Annotated in this window: 20 protein-coding genes and 2 tRNA genes; 16 read left to right on the plus strand and 6 right to left on the minus strand. The window is 70.2% G+C overall.

All coding sequences use genetic code 11. The features are described from left to right. The first annotated feature begins 19 nt into the window (after positions 1-19). The 3 genes from ABTW95_RS26210 (at position 20) to ABTW95_RS26220 (ending at position 1,523) form a co-directional block, all read left to right on the plus strand. Entirely contained in the window at positions 20-829 is an 810-nt protein-coding gene (locus tag ABTW95_RS26210; protein WP_500227675.1) for a helix-turn-helix domain-containing protein, read from the plus strand. Beyond that, positions 820-1,008, plus strand: coding sequence for a DUF397 domain-containing protein (locus ABTW95_RS26215; RefSeq protein WP_500227676.1), 189 nt, complete (start codon positions 820-822; stop codon positions 1,006-1,008). Before ABTW95_RS26210 ends, ABTW95_RS26215 begins: the two co-directional genes overlap by 10 nt. A 410-nt stretch (positions 1,009-1,418) precedes the next feature. After that, the gene (locus tag ABTW95_RS26220) at positions 1,419-1,523 is read left to right on the plus strand and encodes a DUF397 domain-containing protein (RefSeq protein ID WP_500227677.1); all 105 of its coding nucleotides are present in this window, start codon (positions 1,419-1,421) and stop codon (positions 1,521-1,523) included. A gap of 109 nt (positions 1,524-1,632) precedes the next feature. Here ABTW95_RS26220 and ABTW95_RS26225 read toward each other — a convergent pair whose 3' ends face one another. Further along, the gene (locus ABTW95_RS26225) at positions 1,633-3,129 is read right to left on the minus strand and encodes a peptide deformylase (protein ID WP_500227678.1); all 1,497 of its coding nucleotides are present in this window, start codon (positions 3,127-3,129) and stop codon (positions 1,633-1,635) included. A gap of 242 nt (positions 3,130-3,371) precedes the next feature. Here ABTW95_RS26225 and ABTW95_RS26230 point away from each other — a divergent pair, with 242 nt between their 5' ends. The 8 genes from ABTW95_RS26230 (at position 3,372) to ABTW95_RS26265 (ending at position 16,635) form a co-directional block, all read left to right on the plus strand. Beyond that, entirely contained in the window at positions 3,372-4,484 is a 1,113-nt protein-coding gene (locus tag ABTW95_RS26230) for a methyltransferase domain-containing protein (protein WP_500227679.1), read from the plus strand. 161 nt (positions 4,485-4,645) lie between these two features. Beyond that, positions 4,646-4,882 carry a hypothetical protein gene (locus ABTW95_RS26235; protein ID WP_500227680.1) on the plus strand — a complete coding sequence of 79 codons (237 nt, stop codon included), beginning with the start codon at positions 4,646-4,648 and terminating at the stop codon, positions 4,880-4,882. 229 nt (positions 4,883-5,111) lie between these two features. Then, a complete protein-coding gene (locus ABTW95_RS26240) occupies positions 5,112-5,381 on the plus strand; it encodes a hypothetical protein (RefSeq protein WP_111831261.1) in 270 nt (89 codons plus the stop codon). After that, entirely contained in the window at positions 5,374-5,979 is a 606-nt protein-coding gene (locus tag ABTW95_RS26245) for a DUF6879 family protein (protein WP_396451321.1), read from the plus strand. The genes ABTW95_RS26240 and ABTW95_RS26245 overlap by 8 nt, the downstream gene beginning before the upstream one ends. A gap of 14 nt (positions 5,980-5,993) precedes the next feature. Continuing rightward, entirely contained in the window at positions 5,994-6,713 is a 720-nt protein-coding gene (locus ABTW95_RS26250; RefSeq protein ID WP_396451319.1) for a DUF6082 family protein, read from the plus strand. Positions 6,714-6,905: 192 nt separating this feature from the next. Continuing rightward, positions 6,906-13,550 carry a DEAD/DEAH box helicase gene (locus ABTW95_RS26255; protein WP_500227681.1) on the plus strand — a complete coding sequence of 2,215 codons (6,645 nt, stop codon included), beginning with the start codon at positions 6,906-6,908 and terminating at the stop codon, positions 13,548-13,550. After that, on the plus strand, positions 13,547-15,754 hold the full coding sequence (locus tag ABTW95_RS26260) for a UvrD-helicase domain-containing protein (protein ID WP_500227682.1): 2,208 nt from the start codon (positions 13,547-13,549) through the stop codon (positions 15,752-15,754). Before ABTW95_RS26255 ends, ABTW95_RS26260 begins: the two co-directional genes overlap by 4 nt. Next, entirely contained in the window at positions 15,751-16,635 is an 885-nt protein-coding gene (locus ABTW95_RS26265) for a serine/threonine-protein kinase (protein ID WP_396451313.1), read from the plus strand. The genes ABTW95_RS26260 and ABTW95_RS26265 overlap by 4 nt, the downstream gene beginning before the upstream one ends. Here ABTW95_RS26265 and ABTW95_RS26270 read toward each other — a convergent pair. Beyond that, on the minus strand, positions 16,632-17,306 hold the full coding sequence (locus ABTW95_RS26270; RefSeq protein ID WP_396451311.1) for a CBS domain-containing protein: 675 nt from the start codon (positions 17,304-17,306) through the stop codon (positions 16,632-16,634). The genes ABTW95_RS26265 and ABTW95_RS26270 overlap by 4 nt on opposite strands. 227 nt (positions 17,307-17,533) lie before the next feature. Beyond that, the gene (locus ABTW95_RS26275) at positions 17,534-18,862 is read right to left on the minus strand and encodes a glycoside hydrolase family 6 protein (RefSeq protein ID WP_396454135.1); all 1,329 of its coding nucleotides are present in this window, start codon (positions 18,860-18,862) and stop codon (positions 17,534-17,536) included. A gap of 673 nt (positions 18,863-19,535) precedes the next feature. Here ABTW95_RS26275 and ABTW95_RS26280 point away from each other — a divergent pair. Further along, positions 19,536-19,829 (plus strand): MafI family immunity protein, encoded by a 294-nt coding sequence (locus ABTW95_RS26280; protein WP_396451307.1) that lies wholly within the window; start codon positions 19,536-19,538, stop codon positions 19,827-19,829. A 258-nt stretch (positions 19,830-20,087) separates the two neighbouring features. On the opposite strand, the gene ABTW95_RS26285 is transcribed toward ABTW95_RS26280, so the two are convergent. After that, entirely contained in the window at positions 20,088-20,858 is a 771-nt protein-coding gene (locus ABTW95_RS26285) for a transposase family protein (protein ID WP_500227683.1), read from the minus strand. Positions 20,859-20,956: 98 nt separating this feature from the next. Here ABTW95_RS26285 and ABTW95_RS26290 point away from each other — a divergent pair, with 98 nt between their 5' ends. From ABTW95_RS26290 to ABTW95_RS26300, 3 genes are all read left to right on the plus strand, one after another. Then, positions 20,957-21,628, plus strand: coding sequence for a hypothetical protein (locus ABTW95_RS26290; RefSeq protein ID WP_500227684.1), 672 nt, complete (start codon positions 20,957-20,959; stop codon positions 21,626-21,628). Positions 21,629-21,645: 17 nt separating this feature from the next. Next, the gene (locus ABTW95_RS26295) at positions 21,646-22,230 is read left to right on the plus strand and encodes an HD domain-containing protein (RefSeq protein WP_500227685.1); all 585 of its coding nucleotides are present in this window, start codon (positions 21,646-21,648) and stop codon (positions 22,228-22,230) included. A gap of 156 nt (positions 22,231-22,386) precedes the next feature. Continuing rightward, complete coding sequence (locus tag ABTW95_RS26300) at positions 22,387-22,716, plus strand: hypothetical protein (RefSeq protein ID WP_500227686.1); 330 nt, start codon at positions 22,387-22,389, stop codon at positions 22,714-22,716. 62 nt (positions 22,717-22,778) lie between these two features. Here the strand turns inward: ABTW95_RS26300 and ABTW95_RS26305 are convergent. Continuing rightward, positions 22,779-22,849: transfer RNA gene (locus ABTW95_RS26305), tRNA-Gly, on the minus strand. Between the two features lie 147 nt (positions 22,850-22,996). Here ABTW95_RS26305 and ABTW95_RS26310 point away from each other — a divergent pair. Next, a tRNA-Pro gene (locus ABTW95_RS26310) sits at positions 22,997-23,070 on the plus strand. Between the two features lie 46 nt (positions 23,071-23,116). On the opposite strand, the gene alaS is transcribed toward ABTW95_RS26310, so the two are convergent. Beyond that, positions 23,117-25,717, minus strand: coding sequence for an alanine--tRNA ligase (gene alaS / locus ABTW95_RS26315; RefSeq protein WP_500227687.1), 2,601 nt, complete (start codon positions 25,715-25,717; stop codon positions 23,117-23,119). Positions 25,718-25,881: the final 164 nt, after the last annotated feature.

Here is a 25,881-nt window from a genome sequence, read left to right on the forward strand (position 1 = left end):
CCATCGAGAGGCAAGAGCCATGCCCCCACGGCGTCAGCGCCCCCGTGAGTCCCCGGCCCTCGTTGCCTTCGGCCGTCAGATGCGCCGAATGCGGGAGGCGAAAGGGGTCAAGCAGGAGAGCATCGCGCAAGTGACAACGATGAGCGGTGCCCAGATCAGCCGAATCGAGAACGGGAAGAGGCGAGCCACCCGATCCTTCGTCGAGATCGTGGATGACCACTTGGAGGCTGGCGGCTCGCTCGTCAGCCTGTGGGAGGACCTCAACAAGGACGGTCACCCCGTCCCGATCTGGTTCGACTGGCCCCAGAGCGAAGCAGACGCAGCGATCCTGGTCTGCTACGAGCACTCGGTGATTCCTGGTCTGGCTCAGACTCCGGCCTACGCACTGGCGATCTTGCGCGGCAACCAGGAGGCCGCAGACGCTCGGATCAAGCGCCAGGCCATCCTCACCAGGGACGACGGCAAAGCTCCCCCCTCGTTGCTGCTGCTGATCGACGAGCAGGTGCTCACCCGGCAGGTAGGCACCCCCGAAACGATGAGGGAGCAGCTGGAGCACTTGATCAGCATGAGCACGTTGCCCAACGTCACGGTTCAAGTAGTCTTGGGGAGTGGCGAGCATGACGGCAACATGGGGGCTTTCGTGGTCGCCACGATGGAGGATCGCAGCGAGGTCGCATACATCGAGACTGCAATCCGCGGCATCACGACGGACAACCCCGCAGAACTTTCCATCGTGGCCCGTACCTTGATTGACCTCCGTTCCCGGGCACTTACACAAGAAATGTCCTGCGAACTGATCCGAAAGGTCATCCGAGAAAAATGGACCTGACAGACGCCAAGTGGCGCAGGAGCAGCTACAGCGGCTCCAACGGCGGCAACTGCGTCGAGCTGGCGGACGTGGCCGGTGCGGTGGCGGTGCGGGACAGCAAGGACCCGGACGGTCCCGTCCTCCTGCTGACCCGCGCGGCCCTCCGCACGGCCGTCCAGTCCGCCACCAGCACGCACTGACCCCCACCACCGACCATCCCGGCGGCCCGCCCCGCCGGAATAGCGGCGAGTCGTCCCGTCCCCCCGGCCCGGACGACCCGCCGCACCGCCACCTTCCTCATGGCCACGCCCTACACCGTCCCCCAACCCAGGCGGGGCAGTACCCGTCCCCCCGGCAGGCTGCTCCAGCGGATTGGGCGGGATCACTCGACCGGCCGTAGCCGGTGCACTGGCGCCGAGGCGGGACTTCAGCGGCTCGTCTCGGTGCTGGCATCTCCATGACCGAACGGCGCCCGTGTCGCGGGTAGACCTTCCGTGATCTTGCCTCCTACCGGCGAACTACCGATGATGAACTGGCGCTAGTCGAGCCGCAGCGGCGGCAGTGCCACCTCCGATTGCGTCGAACTGGCGCGCTTCCCCGTGCGGTCGGCGTGCGAGACAGCAAGGACCCGAGCGGCCCCCGCATCACGCTCCCGGCCGAGCGCTTCCGCCGGCTGGCCGCCGATATCAAGTGCGGAGCACATGATCTGCCCTGATGGCAGGTCGGAGCAAGCCACGCGTCACCCGATGGCACGCCCTCCTGCCGCCCCGAACGGCCCCACGACCACGCATTGCGACCGCCGCCCACAAGACAACGGCCGCGGTTCAGCGGTAGGTCCAGGCTTGACCGGTACCTCGGTAGTCCTCGACGGGGATCGGGTGGACGCCCTCACGCATCCGGTCGGTGTAGAGCTGTCCGTACAGGTGGTCGATCTCGTGCCCGGCCAGACGCGCGAGTGCGGCGTTCAGGACGGCCACCACCTGCCGTCCGTCCGGCCGAGTGTGGGCGACCTCCAACCTGAGCGGACGGGGCACAAGGCCGCGGACGTCGAAGAAGCTCAGGCAGCCTTCATACTGCTCGTCGGTTTCGGCCGATGCGCTGATCACGCGGGGATTGAGTAGCACGAGCGGTTCGGCGTCCGGATCGGGCGGGGCGATGACGGCGGCGGCGCGGCTGATCCCGATCTGCGGGGCCGCCAAGCCCATGCCCTTGCCGAACACGTGGTGTTCTCGGACTCGCTGCATCGCGGCGAACAACTGGTCGACGACGTCGTTGGCCTCACCGGCCTCGGCGGGCAGATCGAACGGGCGCGCGGTGGTGGCCAGGATCGGTTCGCCACGCTGGACGATGCCGGCGGCCCTCATCCGGTCGCTGGCCGTGCGCAATTGGGGACGGTGCTGCTCGGTGTCGTCGTCGCTGGTCCGGAACCGCCATTCCAGCCGGTAGCGGGCGCCCATCGGCGGATCCTGGGTGGCCCAGGAGAACACCAGCCGGTCCCCGTCCTCGGTGCGGGTGATGGGAGTGCGCAGCGGGACGGCCTCTGCGGTGGTGGAGGTCTCGGTGCCCCACACCACCGGGTCCAGTCCGGCAGGGAACACCAGCTCGACCGACAGGCGCCGGGTCGGCAGGCGGACCGCGCGCTGGAACCACGGGCCCCACCGCCCGTCGTCGACCTGGTAGCCGTACTCGATGGTCGAGCGCTGACCGGGGTAGAGGGGGAAGCGTCCGCGGTCGTTCTCTAGGCAGAGCCATGCCTCTTTGAAGGAGTCGCGGTCCTGCTTGGGGCGCCAGCTCATGGGCTCTCCGTCGCAGGACGCGGTCAGCGCGAGTTCGTCCCAGGTGAGCGGCCTGGCCCGGTACAGCGCGTTGGACCGGTCCGGGCGGCCGGGGTAGCGGTCGACGCTGATGCGGATCAGGTAGCGGGTGACCGGTTCGGCGCCGCCGTTGAACAGACGGCGCCGCTGTATCGGCCGGTAAACCGTCCCGTCGTACTCCAGCCGGGCATGGTCCTCCTCCACCACGAGGCCATCGGCGTCGCTCGCACCGGAGCCGGCAGCTCGGAGCGGCCCGTCGCTCCGCCACGCCTGCCACAGTGCGCCGCCGGCACTGAGCACGCTGTCGGCTTTCCGGGCGAAGTCCTCGCTCGCCGGGTGGCGTCCCGCCTCCACGTGGCTGACGTATGAGGGGTCGAAGCCCATCGCGGCGGCCGGCTTCTTCTTCGACATAGTCCGCTGCTCGCGCCACCGAGTCAGGGCCGCGCCGAAGGAGGTTCTTTGGGTGGACGGGGACTCCGGCCTGCCGGCGGGCTGCTGGGAAGCCATGGCCCGATCCTCTCTCCATTCCGGGATGAGGGTGTGAATGAACCGTGAATGAGGTCCCGTCAGCGTGGCGTCCCCGACTGTATCGGGGGTCTCCTCGGCTGTGAGGACAACTTCGAGGAGGTGCAGCACCATGGGTAAGCACGAGGACTCCGCCGAGAAGAACGGCCACAAACCAGACAAGCCCATTCCGCCGCCGAACAAGGACGACAAGGGCGACGGCAAGCGGGGGAAGTGATCGGCTGATGAGAGATGTCATGCAGCGCGTCGAGGCGCTGACCGAGCGGCTGACCGCCGCCGGGTGGCTGACGCAGGACCGCGTCAGGGCGGCGCTGCATGACGTCCCCCGGCACGTGTTCGCGCCGCCCGTGGCTTGGACCGGCGACGGCGACCGGGTGAGCGAGGAGGCCGATCCCGAAGGCTGGCTTGATCTGGTCTACGGCGACGACGCGATCATCACCCAACTCGACGACGGCGCGACCGACCTCACGACCGGCGCGGGCCGCTTCACCTCGTCGCTGTCCGCGTCGAGCACCGTCGTGTCCCTTCTGGAGTTGCTGGATGTCGAGCCGGGGCATCGGGTGCTGGACGTCGGCACCGGTACCGGCTGGACGGCCGCGCTGCTGTCGCATCTGGTCGGCTCGGCGAACGTCACTAGCGTGGAGGTCGATCCTGCGCTGTCGGCGCGGGCCGCCGTCAACCTCAAGGGGGCCGGCCTTGCGCCTCGGCTCATCGTGGGGGACGGCGCTCACGGTTGGGCGCAGGGAGCACCCTACGACCGAGTGCACGCCACCTGCGCGGTCGCCCGCGTGCCGTATGCGTGGGTGGAGCAGACCCGCCCCGGCGGGGTCATCGTGACGCCCTACGCCCCGGGGTTCGGGTCCAGCCATGAACTGCGGCTCGTGGTGATGCCGGACGGTACCGCCGTGGGCCGGTTCACCGGGTACGCCTCGTACATGATGATGCGGACGCAGCGTCACCCCGAATGGTACGCCTCCGACCGGCACGGGGACCGGTCCACGACCGACATCGACCCCCGGACCATCGGCTACGCCCCGGCGGGAGCCGACCTGGCGATGGGGGCGGCGCTACCGGGTGTGTGCGCCAGGGGCGCACACGACGGCGCTGCCTACACGCTGCGCCTGTGGAGCGCGGACGCGTGGGCCGAAGCTCACTACGAACCGGGCCGCGACTCTTTCGATGTCGTACAGGGCGGAGACCGGTCCCTGTGGGATCTGGCGGTGTCGGCCTACTTCGACTGGATCGCCCATCGCAGCCCCGGCCGCGACCGCTTCGGCCTGACCGTGTCACCTACCGGCGACCGCGTCTGGCTGGACCATCCCGGCGACATCGTCTGACCGCGGCAGCCCTCCGCGCGGCCGTTGAATCGGGCCGTGCCGCCCACGAACTGGACCGTGTGATGACCGCCCAGGCACCGGCCGAGATGGGTGACGGTCAGCGGGCGTCCGGTCGCCACCCGGGGTCGCGGCCCGAGGCGGCAAGCGCTATGTGCTTGCTCATGATCAGCGACCGCGCCCGGCCGACCCGCGCCGCCAGTTCGGCCGGTGCCGGGGACGCGGCGGCCGTCACGCGGCTGACCCCGTCCATCGACTGGCCGCTGGACGGTGAGCCTGGCGCACGCCTCGCCCTGGCGGGCGCGCATGGCCGCCGCATCGCCGGAGCCACCGGCGAAGCACAACGCCTCTTCAAGCTACCGCTTCGTGTGGCCGGAAGAGGACAACTCCACCTCGTCTGAGCCCAGTTCCAAAATCGTTCATCTGTCTTCCAAAAAACAGTTCGCCATACGGCAAAGCCGTCTACCAGCGAAGAGGGGCGGCCGTCGTCTCCGACGCGAACATTTCGGGCGTTCACGTCCCCTTTGTGTACAACTCACCGTCGAAAGAACGTTTTGGACAGGCCTTGTCGGTTCAGCGCTGCCGAGAGAAACTTTCTACTAACACCAGCGACCGGAAGCGAGTTACAGCATGGCCAGGCCTTGGGAAGCCGACCATGGTGCGGGGTTCCATCGGAGGCTGGGGAAGACGGCCGCCGAGGTGGGTGACAGCCGCACTACGCAGGACTGCCCGGAGATCTGGGAGTTGGACAACGGCGACATCGCCGTGATCGGCCGGGACGCTACCGGTGCCTACAGTGACCGGCTTCCGCCCGGCGTCCGCATCGGCTCCGATGAGCGCCTTGTGATCATCTCCGGTCGCCTGCTGGCCGCCGCCAAACCGGACATCCGCGATGCTTGACGAGATCCACCGGCTCTCCGGGGATGAGCTGGACCACGCCGCCTACCACAGCGACTTCGCCCGCCAGGTCGAAGGTCTGCGAGGTGTGATCTGGAAGCTCGAGCGCTCCCAGACCTTCCGGGAAGTGGACGACCCCAGCTGGGAGGCGTTCCTTTCCGGTGACTGGCAACGATCCCTGGACCTCCTGGAGCAGGATCGCGAAGCCGTGCGCGCGGAGGCTCGCCACAACAAACGGCAGGGATTGCAGATCAAGCGTGTCCGAGTGGTCGAATATCCGTTGACCCCGTACCTCCAATGGGAGTTGTACGCACTGCGGATGCTCGCGGAGGAAGGCTTCGAACTGAGCGTGCTCCCGGCCGCTGATCTCGCATCACTCGAAACTCGCCGGCAGTTGCCCGAGATCGTGGTCATCGGGAGACGAGTCCTCTATGAGGTTCGCTACCTGCCCGATTGGACGCCCGCCGGCGCCAAGCGCCTCAGTGGGGACTACGTGATCAGCACGGCCGCGGCCGAGATCTCCCGCCTCTTCCAAAAGGGCGAGTTTCTGCTCGACTTCTTCGAGCGGGAAGTGGCTCCCCTGCCTGCGCCTGCGGTTTGATCTATCGTTCCTAGATGGCTTCCGTTCGCACGGGTCGCACAAGGCTGGGAACGCTCAGCCTCAGTCTCCTCGCCCTTGTGGTCCTCAGTCTGATCGGTGCATCACCGTGGGCCCTGCAAGCCTTCGGGGGGTCCACCGCCCGCTGGGAACGACTGAGCTTCATCGGCCAGACCTACGGCGCTGCGTCGGCGCTCTTGGCCGCTGTCGCGCTGGTGGGCATCGTGGCGACGCTCATCTTCCAGGCGCGCGAAACGAAGATCGCGCGTGAAGAGGCACGTCGCATAGCGATCGCCGAACTGCTCAAGATGGCCATGGATGATCCCGACCTCGATGAGGCGTGGGGGCCGGTTCCGGCGGGGGAGAGCCGCAAGGCCCGGCGCCAGCTCATGTACATCAACATGATCATCTCGGAATGGCAGATGTCGTTCGAGACGAAGGCCCTCCCCGAGACACGCCTGCGCGCCATCTCCCGCGAGATGTTCAGCGCCCATCCCGGACGCGCCTACTGGCGCGAGGCCCGCCAAGCCCGCCTGAGCACCTCGGACACCAAGCGCGCCCGCCGTTTCCACCGGATTCTCGACGAGGAGTACAACCGGGCCCCCGCTCCGCCGCCGGACCGTCCCCGCTCCCGCCGTCCCTGGGCACTCATGACAGGCACCGCGGTCGGGTTGACGCTGGCCTCCATCCTCGCGCGCGCCCTCACCCGCCGGACACGGAATAGATCAAGACGCTGAACACCGCATGGCCTACCGCGACGCCATCCTTGCCTGCTCCCTCCTGACACGCTCCTGACCGAGGCTGGACGGGTGACCGCCGCGGCGGCATAAAGTCGTATGGACCCAGTAGAGTCGCGCAGTGCTGCCGGTCTTTTCGGTGCGCAGGGCTCGGCACTGAGTGCCTGCTGGTGACTTCGGAGGCGCTGAGACGTGAAGCCGACGCTGGCGGCGGAGGAGCTGCGGGAGAACCTGACCCAGTACTTGTCGACGACGTTCGCGCTCAGCGACCCGTCGGCGCGGGAGGCGCTGCAACGGTTCCTCAATGACCCGGTGCAGGGCATCTTCCGCGGCCCCTACCTGCGCATCCGGACGCCGTTCCGGAAAGCCGAGTCCGGCTGGCAGGACTGCCTTGAGTGGCACAAGCTCGGCTTCCGTCCCCACCGCCACCAGGCGAAGGCGTTCGAGCGGCTCAGTACCCTCCACGGCCCGGCGAAGCCGACGCTGATCACGACGGGAACCGGGTCCGGTAAGACCGAGTCGTTCCTGATCCCCGTGCTGGACCACTGCCGGCGGGAGCGGTCGAAGGGGCGCGGCGGCGCCAAGGCCGTCCTGCTGTACCCCATGAACGCGCTCGCCACCGACCAGGCGAACCGGCTCAACGACTACCTGCACAAGTCCGGGCTGGAGCAGGTCACCGCGGGCCTCTACATCGGGGACACCCCGGAGATCGGCTACCCGCGGGTCATGACGGACCGGGCGGAGATCCGCCGGAACCCTCCCGACATCCTGATCACGAACTACAAGATGCTGGACCTGCTCCTCCAGCGCGGCGACGACGTGCCGCTGTGGAAGGACGCGAATCTCAGTTACGTGGTGGTGGACGAGTTCCACACCTACGACGGCGCGCAGGGCACCGACGTGGCGATGCTGCTGCGCCGGCTCGCGGCCGTCACCGGCAAGGCCGAGCCGGGCAGGCCGCTGGGGGACATCTGCCCCGTCGCGACGTCCGCGACGCTGGGCGAGGGCGGCGACGGCGCGGAGATCCGGGCGGCGGCGCGGGAAGTGTTCGGGACGCCCTTCCCCGAAGACGCCGTGATCGGGGAGGACCGCTGCACCGTCGACGAGTTCCTCGACCCCCTCGACTACGACCTCCCGCTGCCGTCCCCGGACGACCTCATCGCGTGCGGCGACCCGATCCACGACCCGGGCGCGCTGGCCCGCATCCAGCGCGAGGTCACCGGCCGCGCCGACCTGACGCCGGCGCAGCTCGCGCAGGCGCTGAAGCGGCACATCCTCACCCGCGCCGTCCTGGAACTGCTCAAGGACGGCGACCCGCTCACACCCGAGCAGATGCTGAAGCTGCTGCCGAAGATGGGCGCGTACGCGTGGGGCGCGTCCATCCGCGACAACCCGTCCAAGGCGGCGAAGGCGCTGGCGCGGTTCGTGGCGCTGATCTCCGAGGCGCGCGATCCCGAGGCCGACGACCCGGAGACACCATTCCTGCTGGTGGAGACGCATCTGTGGGTGCGGGCGGTGTCGCGGTTGCTGCGGATGGTGGACGACAGGGCCGCGTTCGCGTGGATCGGGGAGCCGCCGGTCCTGGAGGCCGAGTCCGGCTTCGACCCCTACGACAGGACGATGCTCCCGGCCGTCTACTGCCGGCACTGCGGGCGGTCCGGGTGGGCGGCGTTCTCCCCGCAGCGCGACCCCGGCGACCTCGTCACCGTTCCCGAGCGGATCTACCGGGCGTCCACCGGGCCGGAGAAGAAGCGCGTCCGCCCGCTCATCGCGGCGACGAAGGCGGAGGTCGAGGCGCGGGTACGCGGCCTCGCCATCCTCACCGGGGACGGGGTGAAGCCGTTCGACCCGGCGCGGCACCGGTACGGCGCGCTCGACGACGGCGTGTTCGTCCTCACCGACATCACGCACGACGAGGCGTCCGAGAACGCCGCGATGCAGGACCGGTGCCCGGCGTGCGCGATGGACCAGGGCATCCGGTACCTCGGTGCGGGGCTGGCGTCGCTGGCGGCGGTGGCGGTCACGCAGCTGATGGCGGGCCGGCAGTTGTCCGCCGACCCGCGCCGCCGCAAGACGCTGCTGTTCAACGACTCCGTGCAGGACGCGGCGCACCGGGCCGGGTTCGTGGCGAACCGCTCCTACGCGTTCTCGCTGCGGCGGCTGATCAACTCGCGGCTGGAGCCGGGGAAGGGCACGCCGCTGAACGAGGTGATCGGGGACCTCGCCGCGGCGGCCAGCCAGTCCGGGGTGCTGCCCGCGGTCGTCCCCCCGGACCTGCACGAACGCCCCGAAGTGGACGCGATCCTCGCCGAGACCACCAGCGGCACCCCCGCCGCGTGGGAGCTGATCGGGGAGCGGCTGGCGTTCCAGACGATCCTGGAGTTCGGGCTGCGGTCCCGGCAGGGACGCACCCTCGACCTCACCCGCACCGCCGTCGCCGAGGTCGCGCTGCCCGACCCCGGCCGGGTCGCGGCGCTCGCGAGGGACGTCCACACGCAGGTCACCGGCATGATCGAGCCGCAGTCCCCGCAGCGGTACGCGACGTTCGTGCGGGGGCTGCTGGAGCGGCTCCGCTACCGGGGCGCGATCAAGCACCGGTGGCTGGACGCGTGGATCGCGAACGGCGGCAGCAGCCGGTTCGGCGCGATCTGGGGCCGGCGGCCCGACGGGATGCCCGCGTTCCCGCGCGGGCTGAGCGCCCCGACGTTCCTGCTCGACCGGCAGAAGCGGCGGTCGGAGTTCGACCGGATCGACGCCGACCAGGGCTGGTCGCAGGACTGGGCCGCCCGCTGCCTCGCCCTCGACCGGCGGCAGGCCGGTGAGTACCTGCGGCGGCTGCTGCCCGTCCTCGCCGAAGAGGGCCTCGTCGCCAAGCGCGTCATCGACGGAACGACCGGGGTGTACGGGCTGCAGCCGGGGCACGTCCTCGTGCACGCCCTGACCGACGCCGAAGCCGACGACGCCGGGCTCGGCTGCGACCGGTGCGCCTGGCAGCAGACCCTCCGCCCCGAACTGGTGGACGCCTGGTACGGGCAGCCGTGCCCCCGCTACCGGTGCGGCGGAACCCTCACCGACCGCGGCACCCGCAGCCACCGCGACGACTACTACCGCCGCCTGTACCTCGGGGAGGAGCCGTTCCGGGTGGTGACGGCCGAGCACACCGGCGCGCTCACCCGCCGGCAGCGCGAGGACGTCGAGGCCCGGTTCCGCAAGAAGGAGCAGCGCTACAACGACCCCAACGTGATGGCGTGCACGCCGACGCTGGAACTCGGCATCGACATCGGCGACCTGTCCGCGGTGATCCTCGCGTCGCTGCCGCCCGGCCCCGCCAACTACGTCCAGCGGGTCGGGCGGGCCGGGCGCAAGACCGGCAACGCGTTCCTGGTGACGCTCGTCGGCCGGCACCCCCGCGACCTGTACTTCATCGACGAGCCCGAGGCGATGATCGCGGGCCGGATCGTGCCGCCCGGCAGCTACCTGTCCGCCATCGAGATCCTGCGCCGCCAGTACGCCGCGCACCTGGTCGACCTGTGCGCCCGCGGCCGGCTGCCCGGCGTGCTGCCGCTGCCGCGCCGCACGTCCGCGCTGTTCGGCGAGACGGGCTGGCTCGCCGCGTTCACCGCCGCCGCACTGCAAAGCGGCGCCGTCGAGCCGTTCCTCGACCTGTTCGGCGACTCGGTGTCGCCGGACGCCGCCGCCGACCTGCGCGCGTTCGCCACCGCCGGGCTGAAGGACGCCGTCCGCGGCGTCGAGGAGCGGTGGGAGGCCCGCCGCGCCGACCTGAAGGACCGGCTGGACCGCATCGACGAGGCCATCGACTCGCTGCTCGAATCGGACCCCTCGCAGAACGCCGTCCGCCGGTCGCTGCGCTCCGAGCGGGGTGAGATCGCGCGGCTGATGGGCGACATGGGGCGCCGCAGCGCGCAGGGCACGCTCGTCGAACTCGGGCTGCTGCCGAACTACTCGCTGCTCGACAACGTCACCACCCTCGAAGCGACGATCACGTGGGAGGAGGAGGTCGGCGAGGACCGCACCTACCACAGCGAGGTCCGCGAGTACGGGCGGTCGGCGCGCCTCGCGCTGACCGAGCTGGCGCCCGGCAACTCCTTCTACATCCGCGGCTACCAGCACAAGGTCAGCGGCCTGGACATCGGCACCGAGTCGCGTCCCTCATGGGAGCACTGGCGGGTCTGCCCGAGCTGCGGGCACGTCCGGACCGGCCTTGACGCCGCCGACGACATCTCGGCGTGCGCGCGGTGCGGCGACCCCGCCATCGGCGCCGTGCAGAACCTGCACAAGGTGCTGAAGCCGACGCGGGTGTTCGCCCACGACCGGCGCGACGAGGCCCGGATCAGCGACGACTCCGACGAGCGGCAGCGCCGCTTCTACGAGGACGCCGTCGCCGTCGACATCGACCGCGCCGACATCGCGCCCGGCTCCTGGCGGCACGCCGACGCCGTGTTCGGCGTCGACTTCACCCGGCACGCCGTCGTGCGCCGCTTCAACCTCGGCGTGCGGCGCACCGACCGGCGCGACGCGACCCGGTTCGCGGGGGAGGAGCGGCAGGTCGCGCACTTCCACGTGTGCCCGTCCTGCGGCGGCACGACCGTGGACGGGCCGCCGGGCCAGGACGACGGGAACGGCCGCGACGCGCTGGTCGGCACGTCCTCCGCGGACCGCAGCCGGCGCCACCACCGCACCTGGTGCCCGTACCGGCGCGCGTCGCGGGACGCCGACCACCACAAGATGATCCTCGCGCACGAACTCCGCACGGAGGCGCTGCGCATCCTGCTCCCCGTGGCGACGCTGTACGTGGAGGAGCGGACGGCGTCGTTCCAGGCGGCGCTGATGGCGGGCGTCGCCGCCCGCTACGGCGGCGACCCCGACCACCTGGAGATCGTCACGGCGACGATGCCGGACCAGGCCACCGGGCGGCGGCGCCGCTTCCTCGTCCTGCACGACACGCTGCCCGGCGGCACCGGCTACCTGCACCGCCTCGCCGACCCGGCGGAGTTCCGGCGGGTGCTGGAGGCGGCCCGCGCCCGCGCCGCCGAATGCCCGTGCCGGGAGGACCCGGCCAAGCGCGCCTGCCACCGGTGCCTGCTGTCGCACGTCCCGGGGACGCTGTTCGACAAGGTCAGCCGGGCCGAGGCCGTCGACATGCTGGACGAACTGCTGGACGGCTGGCAGACCGCCTCCGTCGCTGACACGAGCGAGATCTCCCTGTGGGACCAGGTCGAGAGCGAACTCGAAGCGCGGTTCCTGGAAGGGCTGGAGAACTGGGCGAAGCGGGACGGCGGCAACGCCTCGCTGACGCGCGGCCCGGTCGTCGGCGGCCGCAAGACCGCCGACCTGCGCATCGAGATCCCGGACCCGGAGTCGAGCGGCGCGACCGTCCGGCGGTGGCGGGTCACGCTGCAGAACACGATCCGGGGGACGCGGCCGGACGTGGTGTTCCGGCTCATCGACGACGAGCCGCAGCAGGTCGCGGTGTACCTCGACGGGTACAACTACCACGCGGCGCCGGAGATCAACCGGCTCGCCGACGACGCGGCGAAGCGCGCCCAGCTCCGGGCGCACGGCCGCGTCGTCTTCGCCCTCACGTGGAAGGACCTGGACGAGTGGGAGGCGCGCCGCCACGAGCCGTGCGACGGCGTCGAGGCGTACAGCCCGTACCAGGGCAACGCGCGGCTCGCGGCCAGGGAGCTGTACGGGCGGGTCGGCGACCCCGACGAGCTGCCGCGCACGATGTGGACCAACCCGGTCGACACGCTGCTCGCCTACCTCGCCGAACCGGACCGCGGCCTGTGGCTGCGGCGCGCCGAGGCCGTCACCTTCGGAGTACTGAAGTCCAGCCTCCGGAAGGGCGGGACGCGGAGCGACCGCGCCGGCGTGACCGCCCGCGTGAACGCCGCGCTGCGCGGAGAGCCGCTGCCCGCGCTGGAACAGGGAACGGTCGAGGTGTACGCGGCCGATCCGCTCACGGTGATTCTCGATAAGAGCCGTGCGGCCGCCCCCGTGTGGAGCGCCTTCGTCGTCATCGACGACCGGCACGACACCATCGTCGCCGACACCGAAGCGCACAGGCGGCGGTGGGCGGCCTGGCTGTACTGGGGCAACCTGCTGCAATTCCTCGACCACGGTGAGGGCGACGGCGGGCAGCTCGCGCTGTCGGAGATCGACCGGTTCGACCCGGCGCTGCTCGCGGCGGCCGGCGGCGCGGGGCGGCAGGCCGCGCTCAGCCTCCTCCCGCTCGACGAAGACCTGCGGGACGAGGATCTGCGGGACGAGAACTTGCGGGACGAGGGCCTGCGGGACGAGTCGAAGACGGCCCCGGAACCCGCCCCGGCCGGCCTGCCTCCGGCCGTCCTGCCTCCGGCTGGCCCGTCTCCGGCTGGCCCGTCTCCGGCCGGCCCGGCTTCGACGCCCGTCCCGGAGCAGCCCGCGCCGACCCGCGTCGACACGGCCGGCCCCGGACCGGCGGCCGAGCCGACGGTGCTGACCGACAGCTGGGTGAACGTGCTCGACCTGATCGACCCCGAGGAGCCCGGCCTGGCCGCGTTCGTACGCGGCCTCGCCGCCTTCGCCCGCGACGCCGGGGACTTCCCCACCCCGCCGGCCGACGCGGTCGGCTACGAACTGGGCGAACAAGGATGGCAGGCCGAGATCGCCTGGCCGGACCGCAAGGTCGCCATCGTCCTCGCCGGCGACGACGAGGAGGCGCGGCGGCGCGACACCGCGTTCGCGGAGGCGGGCTGGGAGGTCCGTCCGGCGGCTGAATGGACCTACGAGGAACTCGCCGAACGACTGGCCGAACGAAACGAGGAAGCGAAGTGAGCGGGGCGACGCTGCGGCTGCTCGACCGGGCCGAGAAGGAGATCCTGAAGCTCCCGCGGTCGGTGAAGGGCGCGATCTACGACTTCCAGCACAAGTTCCGCACCGACCCCCGCAACAAGGGGCTTCGGTTCAAGCAGCTGAAGAACTCGCAGCTGTACTCGGCGCGCGTCAACGACGACTACCGGGCGCTGCTGCTGCACGCCGGCGGCACCGAGTACATCCTCGTCGCGGTCAAGCCGCGCGGCGAGGTGTACGACCACCTCGACCGGTACCGGTACCAGATCAACCCGGTCACGGGCGGCATCGAGTTCCTCGACCTCGTCGTGGCGGAAGAGGTCGTCGCCGGCAACGGGCAGGCGGAACCCGCGCCCTCGCCGGAGCCCGCGCCCTCGCCGGAGCCCTCGCCGGAACCGGTGGAGGCGGCGCCGCTGTTCGCCGCGTACCCGTCCGAGCAGCTCCTCGACCTCGGCGTCGCCGAGCCGCTGCTGCCGCTCATCGCGAAGATCACGACCGAGGACGAGCTGCTCGGGCTCGTGTCCTACGCGCCGCAGCTGACCGGGGAGGTGCTGCTCGCGCTGCACGACGGCGCGTCCCCCGAAGACGTCCTGGAACAGGTGACCGCGCCCGTCGCCGCCGAGGACGAGGTCGACACCGACGACTACGCGGCGGCCCTCGCCCGTCCCGCCACGGCCGTCACCACCGCCGACGCCGACCTGCGCGAGGTGCTCGAACAGGGCGACTTCGGCCGCTGGAAGGTGTACCTGCACCCGACGCAGCGCAAGCTCGTCGAGAAGGACTACACCGGCCCGGCGCGCGTCAGCGGCGGACCCGGCACCGGCAAGACGATCGTCGCGCTGCACCGCGTCAAGCACCTCGTGGAGCGGCTTCCCGCCGGCGGCGGCAAGGCCGTCCTCCTCACCACGTTCAACAAGAACCTGGCCGCCGACCTCGAACAGCGGCTCATCGCCCTCGCGGGGGAGGAGGTGGCCGCGCGCGTCCACATCACCAACGTGGACAAGCTCGCCAGCGAGATCGTCGCGGAGACCGAGCGGGGCCGGGCGCGCCGCCGCCTCGACGACGAGAAGGCCCGCAAGGAGTGGGACGACCTGCTCGCGGAGGAGAACGAGACCCGCTGGGACGCGGGGTTCCTGCACGAGGAATGGTCGCAGGTGATCCTCGGGCAGGGGCTGCGGACGCAGGCCGAGTACTTCCGGGCCCGCCGCGCCGGGCGGGGCCGCCCCCTCAACCGCGCCGACCGCAAGCGGATCTGGAACCTCACCGAGCGGTACGTGATGCGGCTGGAGAACAACAACCTGTCGACGCTCCGGCAGGTCACCGAGCGGGCCGCGCAGATCGAGGCGGCCCGCGCCCGGGACCGCGCCGCGTACCGGGCGCGGCAGGCCGACTCGCCGAAGCTGCAGGACGAGTCCGGCATGCGGCTGCGCCCCCGCTACCGGCACGTCGTCGTCGACGAGGCGCAGGACCTGTCCGCCGCGCACTGGCGGATGCTGCGCGCGATGGTCGACCCGGGCCCGAACGACATGTTCATCACCGGCGACACCCACCAGCGCATCTACGGCAACCACGTGTCGCTCGGCAACCTCGGCATCGCGATCCGCGGCCGGTCGTCCCGGCTGACGCTCAGCTACCGCACCACCCACGAGATCCTCAGCACCGCCGTCCGCGTCCTCGGCGGGGAGCAGTGGGACGACCTGGACGACGGCCGCGACGACCTCGCCGGCTACCGGTCGGTGCTGCGCGGCGCCGTCCCCGAACTGCGCGGCTTCCCCATCTGGGACGCCGAACTCGACGGCATCGTCGAGCAGGTCAGGGCGTGGGACGGCGACTCGACCGCGGTGTGCGTCCCCGAACGCCGCATGGTCGCCGACGTCGAGGCCCGCCTCGCCAAGGAGGGCATCGTCGCCTGCGCCATCACCGCCGACGGCCCCCGGTACGTCGAGGCGCCCGTCCACGTCGGCACCATGCACCGGTTCAAGGGCCTCGAATACCAGAACATGATCATCGCCGGGGTCGCCGAGGGCCTCGTCCCCGCCGCCCGGATCACCCGGTTCCGCGAGGACGACCCGCTGCGCTACCGCCGCGACCTGCGCACCGCCCGCTCCCTGCTGTTCGTCGCCGTCACCCGGGCGCGCGACAACGCCGTCATCACCTGGCACGGGACGAAGAGCGAGTTCCTGCCGTGAGGGACATCGCCGGCCGGTACCGGGTCACCTCGCCCATCGGACGCGGCGGCATGGGGGAGGTCTGGACCGGCACCGACCTGCGGCTCAACCGCCCCGTCGCGATCAAGCTGATCGGGGTGCCGGACGACGACCGGGAACTGCGCCGCCGCTTCCACCGCGAGGCGCGGATCACCGCCCGGCTCACCCACCCGGGCGTCCCCGCCGTCTACGACTTCGGCCAGGACGAAGACCTGTTCCTGATCATGGAGTGGCTGCCGGGCGACTCGGTCGGCAAACTCCTCGACGAGCACGGCGCGCTGCCCGCCTCCTGGGCCGCCTTCATCGGCGCCCAGGCGTGCGCGGTGCTGGCCGCCGCCCACTCCGTGGACCTGATCCACCGGGACGTCAAACCGGAGAACCTCATGCTCTGCCCGGACGGAGCGGTCAAGCTGATCGACTTCGGGCTGGCGACCTCGACCGGCGGCGAGTTCTCCCGCATCACCCAGACCGGCCAGGTCCCCGGCACGGCGCGGTACATGGCGCCCGAACTGCTGCGCGGCGAGGAGGCCAGCCGCGCCAGCGACCTGTACGCCGTCGGCTGCCTGCTGTACGAGCTGCTCGCCGGGTCGCGGCCGTTCGAGTCGCAGCACATCGTCGAGGAGATCACCCGCAGCCAGTCGGAACCGCCTCCGCCGCTGCCCGACGTCCCCGCCGAACTCGCCGCCCTGGTGGACGAGCTGCTGTCCAAGGCCCCGGAGACACGCCCTTCGGACGCGCTGGAGGTCTACGCCCGGCTGCGCCCCTGGATACGGGACGTGGCACCGATCCCCGGCTGGACGTCCCGCACCCTGGCGACCGACCCGGCCCACCTGTACACCGCCGCCCTGGCCGAGCTGCGCTAGGCGTGCCGGCCGGCGTAGGTGTCGTCGACCTCCCACCCCACCTGCGCCTCGGCCGACACGACGCCCTCGACGCGGCGGATGCCGTGCAGCAGCGCCGGGACGATCGACCGGCGGGCGACCGTGCCCTGGACCGTCACCCGGCCGTCGGTCACCGTGACGGCGCAGCCCTTGGCCTCCGCCCCGAAACGGCGGGCGACCGCCTCGTCCAGGACGTCCCGGCGGATCTGCTCGTCGGGGCGGCTGTACACGCGCAGGACGTCGGCGCGGCTGACGATGCCGACGAGCCGCCCGGTATCGGCGTCCACGACGGGGAGCCGGCTCACGCGCCTGCGGCGCATCAGCCCGGCCGCCTCCTCCACGCTCGCGCCGGGGGTGATCGTGACGGCGGGCGCCGTCATCAGGTCGGCCGCCGTCGTGCCGGCCGCCTTGCGCAGCTCCCGGCGGCGCCGCGGCCCGGCGAACGGATGCGGAGCCTCGGCGGCGTCGGGGTCGGCCTTCTTGAGCAGCAGGTCGGTGGACGACACCAGCCCGGAGACCGTCCCGTCCTCCCGCAGCACCGGGACGGCGTCCACGCCGTGCAGTCGCAGCTCGTTGACGATCTCCTTGAACGAGGCGCGCTCCGAGACGGCGAACACCCCGGTCGTCATGACCTCCTCGACTTTGGTCTGCATGGTTCCTCCAAGAGGTGCGGCGCGGCGACCGCTCGCCGGCTGCCTTCAGCGTGAGCCCGCCCGCCGCCCGCGCCCACGGACCAAGGTCCCCATGAGTCGGGCCGCGAGTCCTCAGCCCGCGCACCCCGCGGCGACGTGTGCCGATGAGACCGAAGCGCCCCGGTCCGGTAGACGCTGTACCAGACCGGGGCGCCGGGGCAGTCACACCGTGAGACTCGGTGCGCCGTTCACGATGAGGTGCAGGTGGGGCTGAGCGATGTGGCCGTACCGGTCGCGGTGAAGCCGACCTCGACGGACGCGCCGGGGGCGAGTGAGCCGTTCCACGAGGTGTTGGTGACGGTGGCGGTGGACCCGCTGGTGGTCAGCGTCCCGTTCCAGAGCTGGTTGATCGAAACGCCGCTGGGCAGCGAGAAGGTCAGCTTCCAGCCGTTGATCGCGGAGGCTCCGGCGGTGACGGTGACCTGACCTTGGAAGCCGCCTCCCCAGGAGTTCACCGTCTGGTAGGTCGCCGTGCAGGCGTCACCGCCCGGCGGGGGAGTCGAAGGGTCGGACGAGGTAGGCGGGTCGGGCGCGTTGCGCGCGAGGTTGTAGGCGAGGTCGGGGACGAAGGACCCGGCCGAGTAGGCGCAGCCGTCCGCCTCACCCGGCGGCTTGACCCACAGGTAGCCGTCGATGTTCTGGTCGCCGGTGTCGAGGGTCGGGTAGGTGCCGATGGTGTGGTCGGTGTTGTCGTCGGCGCACCAGTCGCCCTGGGCGCCGGGGGACCCGCCGTTGCGGCTGGTGTCGATGACCTGGTGTTTGCCGGATATGCCCTGGGACTGCAGGTAGGAGATGATCGACCGGCCGTACGCCGCCTCGCTCGACAGCGGCTGGAAGTTCGACACATTGGTGAAGAAGCCGTCGGCGTACTGGACACCGGCGGCCTTCAGCCGGCTGCCCTGCTCGGCGGCGGAGTTCCAGGCCGAGTGGCCGCCGTCGAGATAGACCTTCGCGTTCGGGTCGGCGCCTTTGATCGTCTGCACCGCCTGGGTGAGCGCCTGGTTGCGCGCCGCGAGCTCGGAGCCGTCCAGGCAGGTCTGCAGCGCGAGCGCGTCGGTCTCCAGAATGATGATGGCCGGACGGCCGCTCAGGCCCTGCGCGAACCGCGAGATCCACTGCTGGTACTGGCCGAGGTCGGGGGCACCGCCGGCGCTGGCGCCGCCGCAGTCGCGGTTGGTGATCTCGTACACCGAGAGCACGGGAGTCTGGTTCGCCGCGCTCGCCGCGTTGACGAACGAGGAGACCTCCGATGTCACGGTGTCCGGCCTGAACACCGACATCCAGCGCGCCTGCGGCTGGCTGGCGATCCTGTCGCGGATGACAGGTGTCCGTGAGTCGTTCGGGTTGGCCGCGACCCACCGAACGACCTGCGAGTCCGGATCGCGGTAGAGGGTGCCGGACAGCGTGCCGGCGCTCGCCTGGCCGCCGACGACCAGGCCGGCGGCGGCGAGACAGGCGGCGGCGATGGCGGCGATCACCGCTCGCCGGCGGCCGTCACCCCGCGGATGATCGGACATGATCCATCCTTTCCGTGTGAGGCGTCGATCAATGCCAGGGCGGCGCCTCCGACCGATCCCTGATGGAAGCCCGTCATACGCGGTGACGATCCACCGGCCGTCTCGACGATCGGCCACTTCGCCCGCCCCGGAATGAGGTGCTGCGCAGCCCTCATCGGCGGCATGCAGGTATGACGCATTCGTGCATGTGACTTCTATACCTGCAACACACGCGACTGCCCAGAACAATGTGGAAGCACCATGAAATGCGCTGGTGGCACGCGTGAAACAAATGAAAAATGGCGAGACCGGGATCCGTCGACCGCGCCCACGGCCCGCCGAACCCACTCCGGCGGCGGGACTGACCGCCCAGGTGGACGCGTGCCTCCAAGGGGGCGGCCCGCCGCCGGGCACGCCAATGCTCCTCCCGCAAGCCAGGTGGTGGCCACCACCTGGCTTGCGGGAGACACACCGGGGCCAGCGCCCTCGTGTGGTCATGGAGCACGTTGGAGGTAGCCGGTTCCTCGTCCGCGTGTCCTAGCCGGCGACGGCGTCGAGTTGCGGGTCGGGTGGGGACCGGTCCCCGCCGCCATCCTTGATAGCGCGGAGTCGGGGGAGCCCCGCATCCTTTAGCTCAACCGACGGCACACCTCAGCCCCTTGGAGGTGGCGCGTGATGCCGATAGGGATGCCTCATGGGCTCGTACCGCAGGCACGAGGACTACACCGCCGTCCGTGCATGGGAGATGCGCATGGCGGCGCTGTTGCATCTGGTGGCGGATCGGCTGACTGACGACCAACTCGCCTGGGGCATGGACTTCCTCAAGCACGCTGAGTACGGCCTGGCGATCGAATCGGTTGCGGACTGGCTGGCGGAGGAAGACCGGTCCCTCACCGAAGCTGAGCGGGCGGAGATGACGGCTCTGGCGGGTGAGCTGGGTTCCGATGTACGTGCCCGCGTCGAGCGGTGCCTTGGCCATTGCCTGTAGCGTCGGCGCGGCCCCGTGGTGACAGGACGGGGCGGGGTCGGCGGACGCGCCGCGATGCGCGGGGCCGCGCGGCGGCCTGAGCGCCGCCGGATCACTTCGGCCAGGTAGTTCAGCGTTGAACGCGGCAGCCGGATGAAAAAGGGGCGCTAGCGGAATCCACTCAAGAGAGTGTATTTTTATGGTCATGTTTCCCGGTCGCGGGAAGCGAGTTTACTTCACTCAAGCGTTCACCGGCGGTTGTCGATCATGGAACCTTTTTCAACGTGGGTTGAGCTCGCGGTTCTGGAGGACGTGGATGGCCTTGGCCAGGTGACCGGCTCGGTGGGGGCAGCAGCGTAGCTTGGTCAGGATCTTCCATTGCTTGAGCTGGGCGTTGGCTCGTTCACCGGGTCTGCGGAGCTTGGCGTAGGAGCGGTTGGCGTCCTTGAGCGGCTCGGGCTTGTCCTTGCCCTTGTAGGGCGTCTTGACGTGCGGGCCGGCGCCGACGTAGCCCTTGTCGGCCAGCACCAGGAACCCGGAGGCGGCCAGTGCGCGGACCAGGCCCCAGATCCGGGCGGCCTTCAGGTCGTGGACCGAGCCGGGCAGCGGCCCCGACACCCACACGATGGTCCCGTCCGGTGAGGCGATCACCTGCAGGTTCATGCCGTGCTTCTTGTGTTTGCCCGAGTAGAACGGCCGGTCGGCCTTCACGCGGTCGATCGGGATGAGCGTGCCGTCCATGACCAGGTAGAGCAGGCCGTCCTTGCGGGCTTTGGCCAGCGCCCGGCCGAGTTTGGGTGATCGGGCCGACAGCAGCGTCACCGTCTCGTTGACGTAGCGCCAGGCGGTGGTGGTTCCGACTCCGAACCCGGCGCCGAGCTGCGCGAACGTCTCCCCGTTCTTCAAGTACGCCAAGGCCATCAGCGCCTGCATGCCCGCCGGCAGGGCCCGGCCCTTGCTGCCGACCTGCTTGCGGTGCCGGCCGACGACCCCGGTCACGTACTGCAGCGTCTGACGCGACAACGGCAGCGAAGAACGATAGAAAAGCATGTGAAGCCCCTGGTGGGATCGGTCGGTTGTGAGAGATCACCCGTCCTACCAGGGCTTCTTCATGTTTCAGGGCCTGCCACGCCGCCCGCGATCATGCTGTGATCACCCACCCACAAGCGCTGGTGGAAAACGTTCACTTCTTCGAGCACCTTAAGAGCGCCGCAGAGAGAGCCGATGTCGGCACTGTCGACGGGATGCTGCTTCGTAGGCAAGCACATTACGTCGCGAGCTTCGATGATTCCGTAGAGACGGCGGAATGGCTGGCGGGAATGCAGCGCCAAGAGGAGCGCAGGTCTCAACGATCCGCCGACTGGTCGCTGTCCTGGGCTGTTGTGCGGTCCGGAGCGCACTCCCTTGCTCGCAAGGGAGACCCCGAGGCGCTTCAAGCGTTCATCGGCCAGGCGATGAAGACCGACAGGTGCGAGACGGCCAACCTCAACTACTGGGCGTACTGGCTGGGGGAGATCACCGAGCCGCAGACAGCCGACACGTTCATGGTCGAGTTGCCCACTCGGTCCTGGAGAGGCACGAAGCTGCTTGCTCATCTGGTGGGCAAGCTGGAGCCGAAGAACGTCTACATCGATGTCGTCGCTCATACGGTCTGGGCGCTTCTTCAGCACCGCCCCGCCATCGTCCACGACGAGCCAGGCACGCTCGGTCGGTTGCAGGAACGGGCAGCGCGGGTCCTGGACGAAGCTGCGGTCTCCGTCCAGTCGCGACGGGAGCTGGAAGAGGTCCTCTACGGTCTACGTATCGCGGACGGGCGTTAAGCGAGAGAAGGGTGAGCATGGCGAACGAGACGGAGCGGTTGGCGGGGTTCCTGTACGAGATCGGGCTTCTGAAGCGCTACAAGCGCACCGGGTGGCTTGTAGCGGGCGTGAACGATCCCGAGAGCATCGCCGATCACTCGCTCCGTACGGCGATCATCGCTAGCGTCCTGGCTGCGATGGAGGGGGCCAACCCCGAGCGTGCTGCACTGCTCAGCCTCTTTCACGACAGCCAGGAGACCCGCCTCACCGACATCCCCTATGTGGCCAAGCCGTATGTGAAGAAGGCGTCCAACGAGCAGGTCACCGAGCGCCAGACCCGCGGTTTGCCGGAGGTGGTCACCGCAATGATCACGGGTGTCGTCGCGGAGTACGAAGGCAATGCCAGCGCCGAGGCGATGTGCGCCCGTGACGCGGACAAGCTCGAGTGCCTCATTCAAGCTATCGAGTACCGAGAGCACGGCAATCAGAACACCCAACCGTGGGTAGACAGCTCATTCGCCCAGCTCCAGACCGCGTCCGCCAAGCGACTCGCCGAGGAGGCGCAGAAGACCGGCTCTCTCGACTGGTTCATGCGCGCGTTGAACGGCGACGAGGACGCGTAGAGGCGTCCTCGTGCCCAGGGTCCAGGAACCGTACCGGCTGTGCCGTACCGCGCCCGCGCGGACCGGACGACGGCGCCCCGACCTTCGCGTGCTGAACTGGAGCGAGCCGAACGCGCCGGGCTGGGGGAACCTCCTCGCACCGCGCTGCGTCGGCAGGTGGGCACGGTCGCTGCATCATCTGATAGCGAAGAGGCGTCCTTCGCCGGTTTGCGACCGCGGGCTGGCGGTGCGGCTGCGATTCAGGCGGCCTCTGACGTCCTGCACGTCACCGCGGACATCACTGGCAACCGCGAACCGGCCAAGGCCGCCGACTCCTACGACCGCGCGGCAAGAGAACCGTACGGTCGTCTGCCTCCGGTCACTCCGTACGGAAGCGCCCTGCGCGCGGTAGCGCGGACACTCGCGGTCACCAACGTGCGCTGGGGAGATCGACGCGAACACAAGAGGAACCTCACCGTCGATCTGCTGTTCCTCATAGCCAACTGACAAATGATCTTGGGAGGGGCTTTCAAGATCGGCCACAGGGCTCTGACCTGGGGAGACGAGAGAGCGGGCGACGGGAATCGAACCCGCGTAGCCAGTTTGGAAGACTGGGGCTCTACCATTGAGCTACGCCCGCGAGCAGATGGAGGGCCCGCGTGGGCCCTCGATCGCCATCCCGTAGCGTACAGGGTTCCCGGGGTGGACGTGGCCGGTGGGCAGCGCGCAGCGGGCGGAGTGTGATCGGGTCTAGACTGCTCCCGTCATCGCGGTCGGCGGTGGCGTGCGGGCTGTAGCGCAGTTTGGTAGCGCACTGGCTTTGGGTGCCAGGGGTCGTGGGTTCAAATCCCGCCAGCCCGACAAGGGATGGCCGGGTGCGCCCGCGTGAGGCGCACCCGGTTTCTTGCTATTTGAGGAGTTCGCGGGCTTGTTTCGCGGCCTCGGCGATTGCTCTGGGCAGGTTCTCGGGGCGGCGGCCGCCCGCGTGGGCGATCGGGCCCTTGCCGCCTGCGCCGCCGCCCACCTCGCGGGCGGCGTGGGTCAGCAGGTCGCGCGCCCTGATGCCGGTGTCCGCGCCCGCCGCGGCCGTCAGTACCGCCTTGCCGTCGGACTCCGTGGCCAGGACGACGACGCCGCGCGGGTCCAGCAGGCCCGTCGCGATGCTGCGGAGGTCCTTGTCGGTCATCTCGGGCACCAGTTGGGCTACCAGCCAGCCTCTGGGTAGGCGCTCGGCATGGGACGCGAGGCGTTGTGCGTGGGTGTTCAGTTCCGCTTGGTGAAGTCTGTCGAGCTGGTTCTGGGTTTCGGTCAGGGTTTGCAGGTGTCGGCGTAGGCGGTCGGGGGCCTCATCCGGGTGGACGTTCAGGAGCGTCGCCAGTTCGGTGAGGACGCGGTGTTCGTGGTCGTAGTGGCGGAGTGCGTCGGCGCCGGTGAGCGCCTCGACGCGGCGTAGGCCGGTGCCGATCGAGGATTCGCTGACGATGTGGACGGGGCCGGCCTGCGAGCCGTGGCCCACGTGGGTGCCGCCGCACAGTTCGCGGGACGCGTCGCCGATGTCGACGATGCGGACGGTGTCGCCGTACTTCTCGCCGAACAGCGCTATGGCGCCCGCCCTTTCGGCCTCTGTCCGGGACGCCTCCCAGACGTGCACGGACGGGTCGTCCAGGAGGTAGTCGTTCACCAGGGTTTGCAGGGGCGTCGTTTCAAGCGGTGAGTGGTGCGTGAAGTCGAAGCGCAGGCGGCCCGGTTCCACGCGGGAGCCGCGCTGGGTCGCGTGGTCGCCCAGCAGGCGGCGCAGCATCGCGTGCAGGACGTGGGTGGCGCTGTGCGAGCGCGCGGTCGCCTCCCGGCGGGACGCGTCGACTGTCGCTTCCGCGTCGCCCGGGACGAGTTCGCCGTCCAGTACGCGGACGGTGTGGACGTGCAGGCCGTCCAGGCCGAGGCGGGTGTCGACGACCCGCGCCCGCGCGGTGGAGGTGCGCAGTTCGCCCGTGTCGCCGACCTGGCCGCCCGATTCCGCGTAGAACGGGCTGCGGGAGAGGATCACGTCGATCTCGTCGCCTGCGGCCGCGGCGCGGGTTTCGCCGTGCGGGGCGATGAGCGCCAGCACGGTCGTCTCCGCCGAGTGGGAGTCGTAGCCGACGAAGTCGGTGCGGCCGCGCTCGGCGGTGACGCGGCGGTAGAGATCCCGGCGGGATACCGCCTCGTCCTTCTTGTTCCGGCTCGCCTCGTGCGCCTGGCGGCGCTGGGCTTCGAGGAGTTCCGCGAACGCCTCCTCGTCGACGGTCAGCCCCGCGGAGCGGGCCGCGTCGATGGTCAGGTCGATCGGGAAGCCGTAGGTGTCGTGCAGTTCGAACGCGGTGCGGCCCGAGATGGTCGAGGTCGCGCGGCTGATCGCCGTGTCGAGGAGCCGGGAGCCCTGGCGGAGCGTGCGGTCGAAGCCCTCCTCCTCGGCCGTGACCACTTGGCGGATGAGGCCGGAGTGCTCGGACAGTTCCGGCCACGTGCCGGAGAGCGTGCCGATCACGCTGGACGTCAGGTCGGGCAGCGCCAGGTCGATGCCGAGCCGGCGCGCGTGCCGGATCGCGCGGCGCATCAGGCGGCGCAGGACGTAGCCGCGGCCGTCGCGGGACGGCAGCACGCCGTCGGCGATGAGGAACGCGATCGAGCGGGCGTGCTCCGTGACGACGCGGAACGACGTCGAGTCGTCGCTTCCGTCGCGGCCGGGATAGGCCCGGCCCGCCATTTCCTGGACGAGGGAGAAGGTCGGGGAGAGCAGGTCGGTTTCGCAGACCGTGTCCACGTCCTGCAATATCGCCGCCAGGCGGTCGAGGCCGAGGCCCGTGTCGATATTGCGGGAGGGCAGCTCGCCCAGGATCGGATAGTCGTCCTTTCCGGGACCGCGGAGGTTCTGCATGAAGACGAGGTTCCACAGTTCCTGGTAGCGCTCGCCGTCGACCGCCGGGCCGCCTTCGCGTCCGAAGGACGGGCCCCGGTCGTAGTGCAGTTCGGAGGACGGTCCGCATGGGCCGGGCACGCCCATCGACCAGTAGTTGTCCTCCATTCCGAGCCGCTGAATCCGCGAGGAGGGGACGCCCATCCGCCGCCAGAGCCGTTCGGCTTCGTCGTCGTCCAGGTACACGGTGACCCATAGGCGCTCTGGGTCGAGGTTGTAGTGGCGGGTGAACAGCTCCCACGCCCAGGCGATCGCCTCCGCCTTGAAGTAGTCGCCGAAGGAGAAGTTGCCGAGCATTTCGAAGAACGTCGCGTGCCGGGTGGTGCGGCCCACGTTCTCGATGTCGGACGTGCGCGCGCACTTCTGCACGGACACCGCCCGGGGGTGCTCCGGAACGGTCTCGCCGAGGAAGTACGGCTTGAACTGGTTCATGCCCGCGTTCGTCAGCAGCAGCGTCGGGTCGGACGGGACGAGCGGGCTGGACGGCACGACTCGGTGGTCGCGCTCGGAGAAGAAGTCGAGAAAGGTCGCGCGGATGTCAGAAGAGCGCATGGGACGGCCTCACGAGGTCGATGGGATGACGGCGCACACCGCCGAGCCGGGCCGGGCACGACTGCTCGTTCCCCAGCTCGGCGCGGCTAGCTCGCCGTCCCACCTCGTGAATGACCATCACGCCCCAAGCTACCTCGGCGCCCGGAGCGCCGGCACACGAATTC

It is taken from the genome of Spirillospora sp. NPDC127506, assembly GCF_040302145.1.
Lineage (GTDB): Bacteria > Actinomycetota > Actinomycetes > Streptosporangiales > Streptosporangiaceae > Spirillospora.

What these genes read in the sequence shown, in the direction of transcription:
- ABTW95_RS26295 (WP_500227685.1), top strand. Translation starts at nt 21,646, where the DNA reads ATGGCGAACGAGACGGAGCGGTTGGCGGGGTTCCTGTACGAGATCGGG.
- ABTW95_RS26225 (WP_500227678.1), bottom strand. Translation starts at nt 3,129, where the DNA reads ATGGCTTCCCAGCAGCCCGCCGGCAGGCCGGAGTCCCCGTCCACCCAA.
- ABTW95_RS26240 (WP_111831261.1), top strand. Translation starts at nt 5,112, where the DNA reads ATGGCCAGGCCTTGGGAAGCCGACCATGGTGCGGGGTTCCATCGGAGG.
- ABTW95_RS26235 (WP_500227680.1), top strand. Translation starts at nt 4,646, where the DNA reads ATGATCAGCGACCGCGCCCGGCCGACCCGCGCCGCCAGTTCGGCCGGT.
- ABTW95_RS26275 (WP_396454135.1), bottom strand. Translation starts at nt 18,862, where the DNA reads ATGTCCGATCATCCGCGGGGTGACGGCCGCCGGCGAGCGGTGATCGCC.
- alaS (WP_500227687.1), bottom strand. Translation starts at nt 25,717, where the DNA reads ATGCGCTCTTCTGACATCCGCGCGACCTTTCTCGACTTCTTCTCCGAG.
- ABTW95_RS26210 (WP_500227675.1), top strand. Translation starts at nt 20, where the DNA reads ATGCCCCCACGGCGTCAGCGCCCCCGTGAGTCCCCGGCCCTCGTTGCC.
- ABTW95_RS26230 (WP_500227679.1), top strand. Translation starts at nt 3,372, where the DNA reads ATGAGAGATGTCATGCAGCGCGTCGAGGCGCTGACCGAGCGGCTGACC.
- ABTW95_RS26270 (WP_396451311.1), bottom strand. Translation starts at nt 17,306, where the DNA reads ATGCAGACCAAAGTCGAGGAGGTCATGACGACCGGGGTGTTCGCCGTC.
- ABTW95_RS26215 (WP_500227676.1), top strand. Translation starts at nt 820, where the DNA reads ATGGACCTGACAGACGCCAAGTGGCGCAGGAGCAGCTACAGCGGCTCC.
- ABTW95_RS26250 (WP_396451319.1), top strand. Translation starts at nt 5,994, where the DNA reads ATGGCTTCCGTTCGCACGGGTCGCACAAGGCTGGGAACGCTCAGCCTC.
- ABTW95_RS26245 (WP_396451321.1), top strand. Translation starts at nt 5,374, where the DNA reads ATGCTTGACGAGATCCACCGGCTCTCCGGGGATGAGCTGGACCACGCC.
- ABTW95_RS26285 (WP_500227683.1), bottom strand. Translation starts at nt 20,858, where the DNA reads ATGCTTTTCTATCGTTCTTCGCTGCCGTTGTCGCGTCAGACGCTGCAG.
- ABTW95_RS26280 (WP_396451307.1), top strand. Translation starts at nt 19,536, where the DNA reads ATGGGCTCGTACCGCAGGCACGAGGACTACACCGCCGTCCGTGCATGG.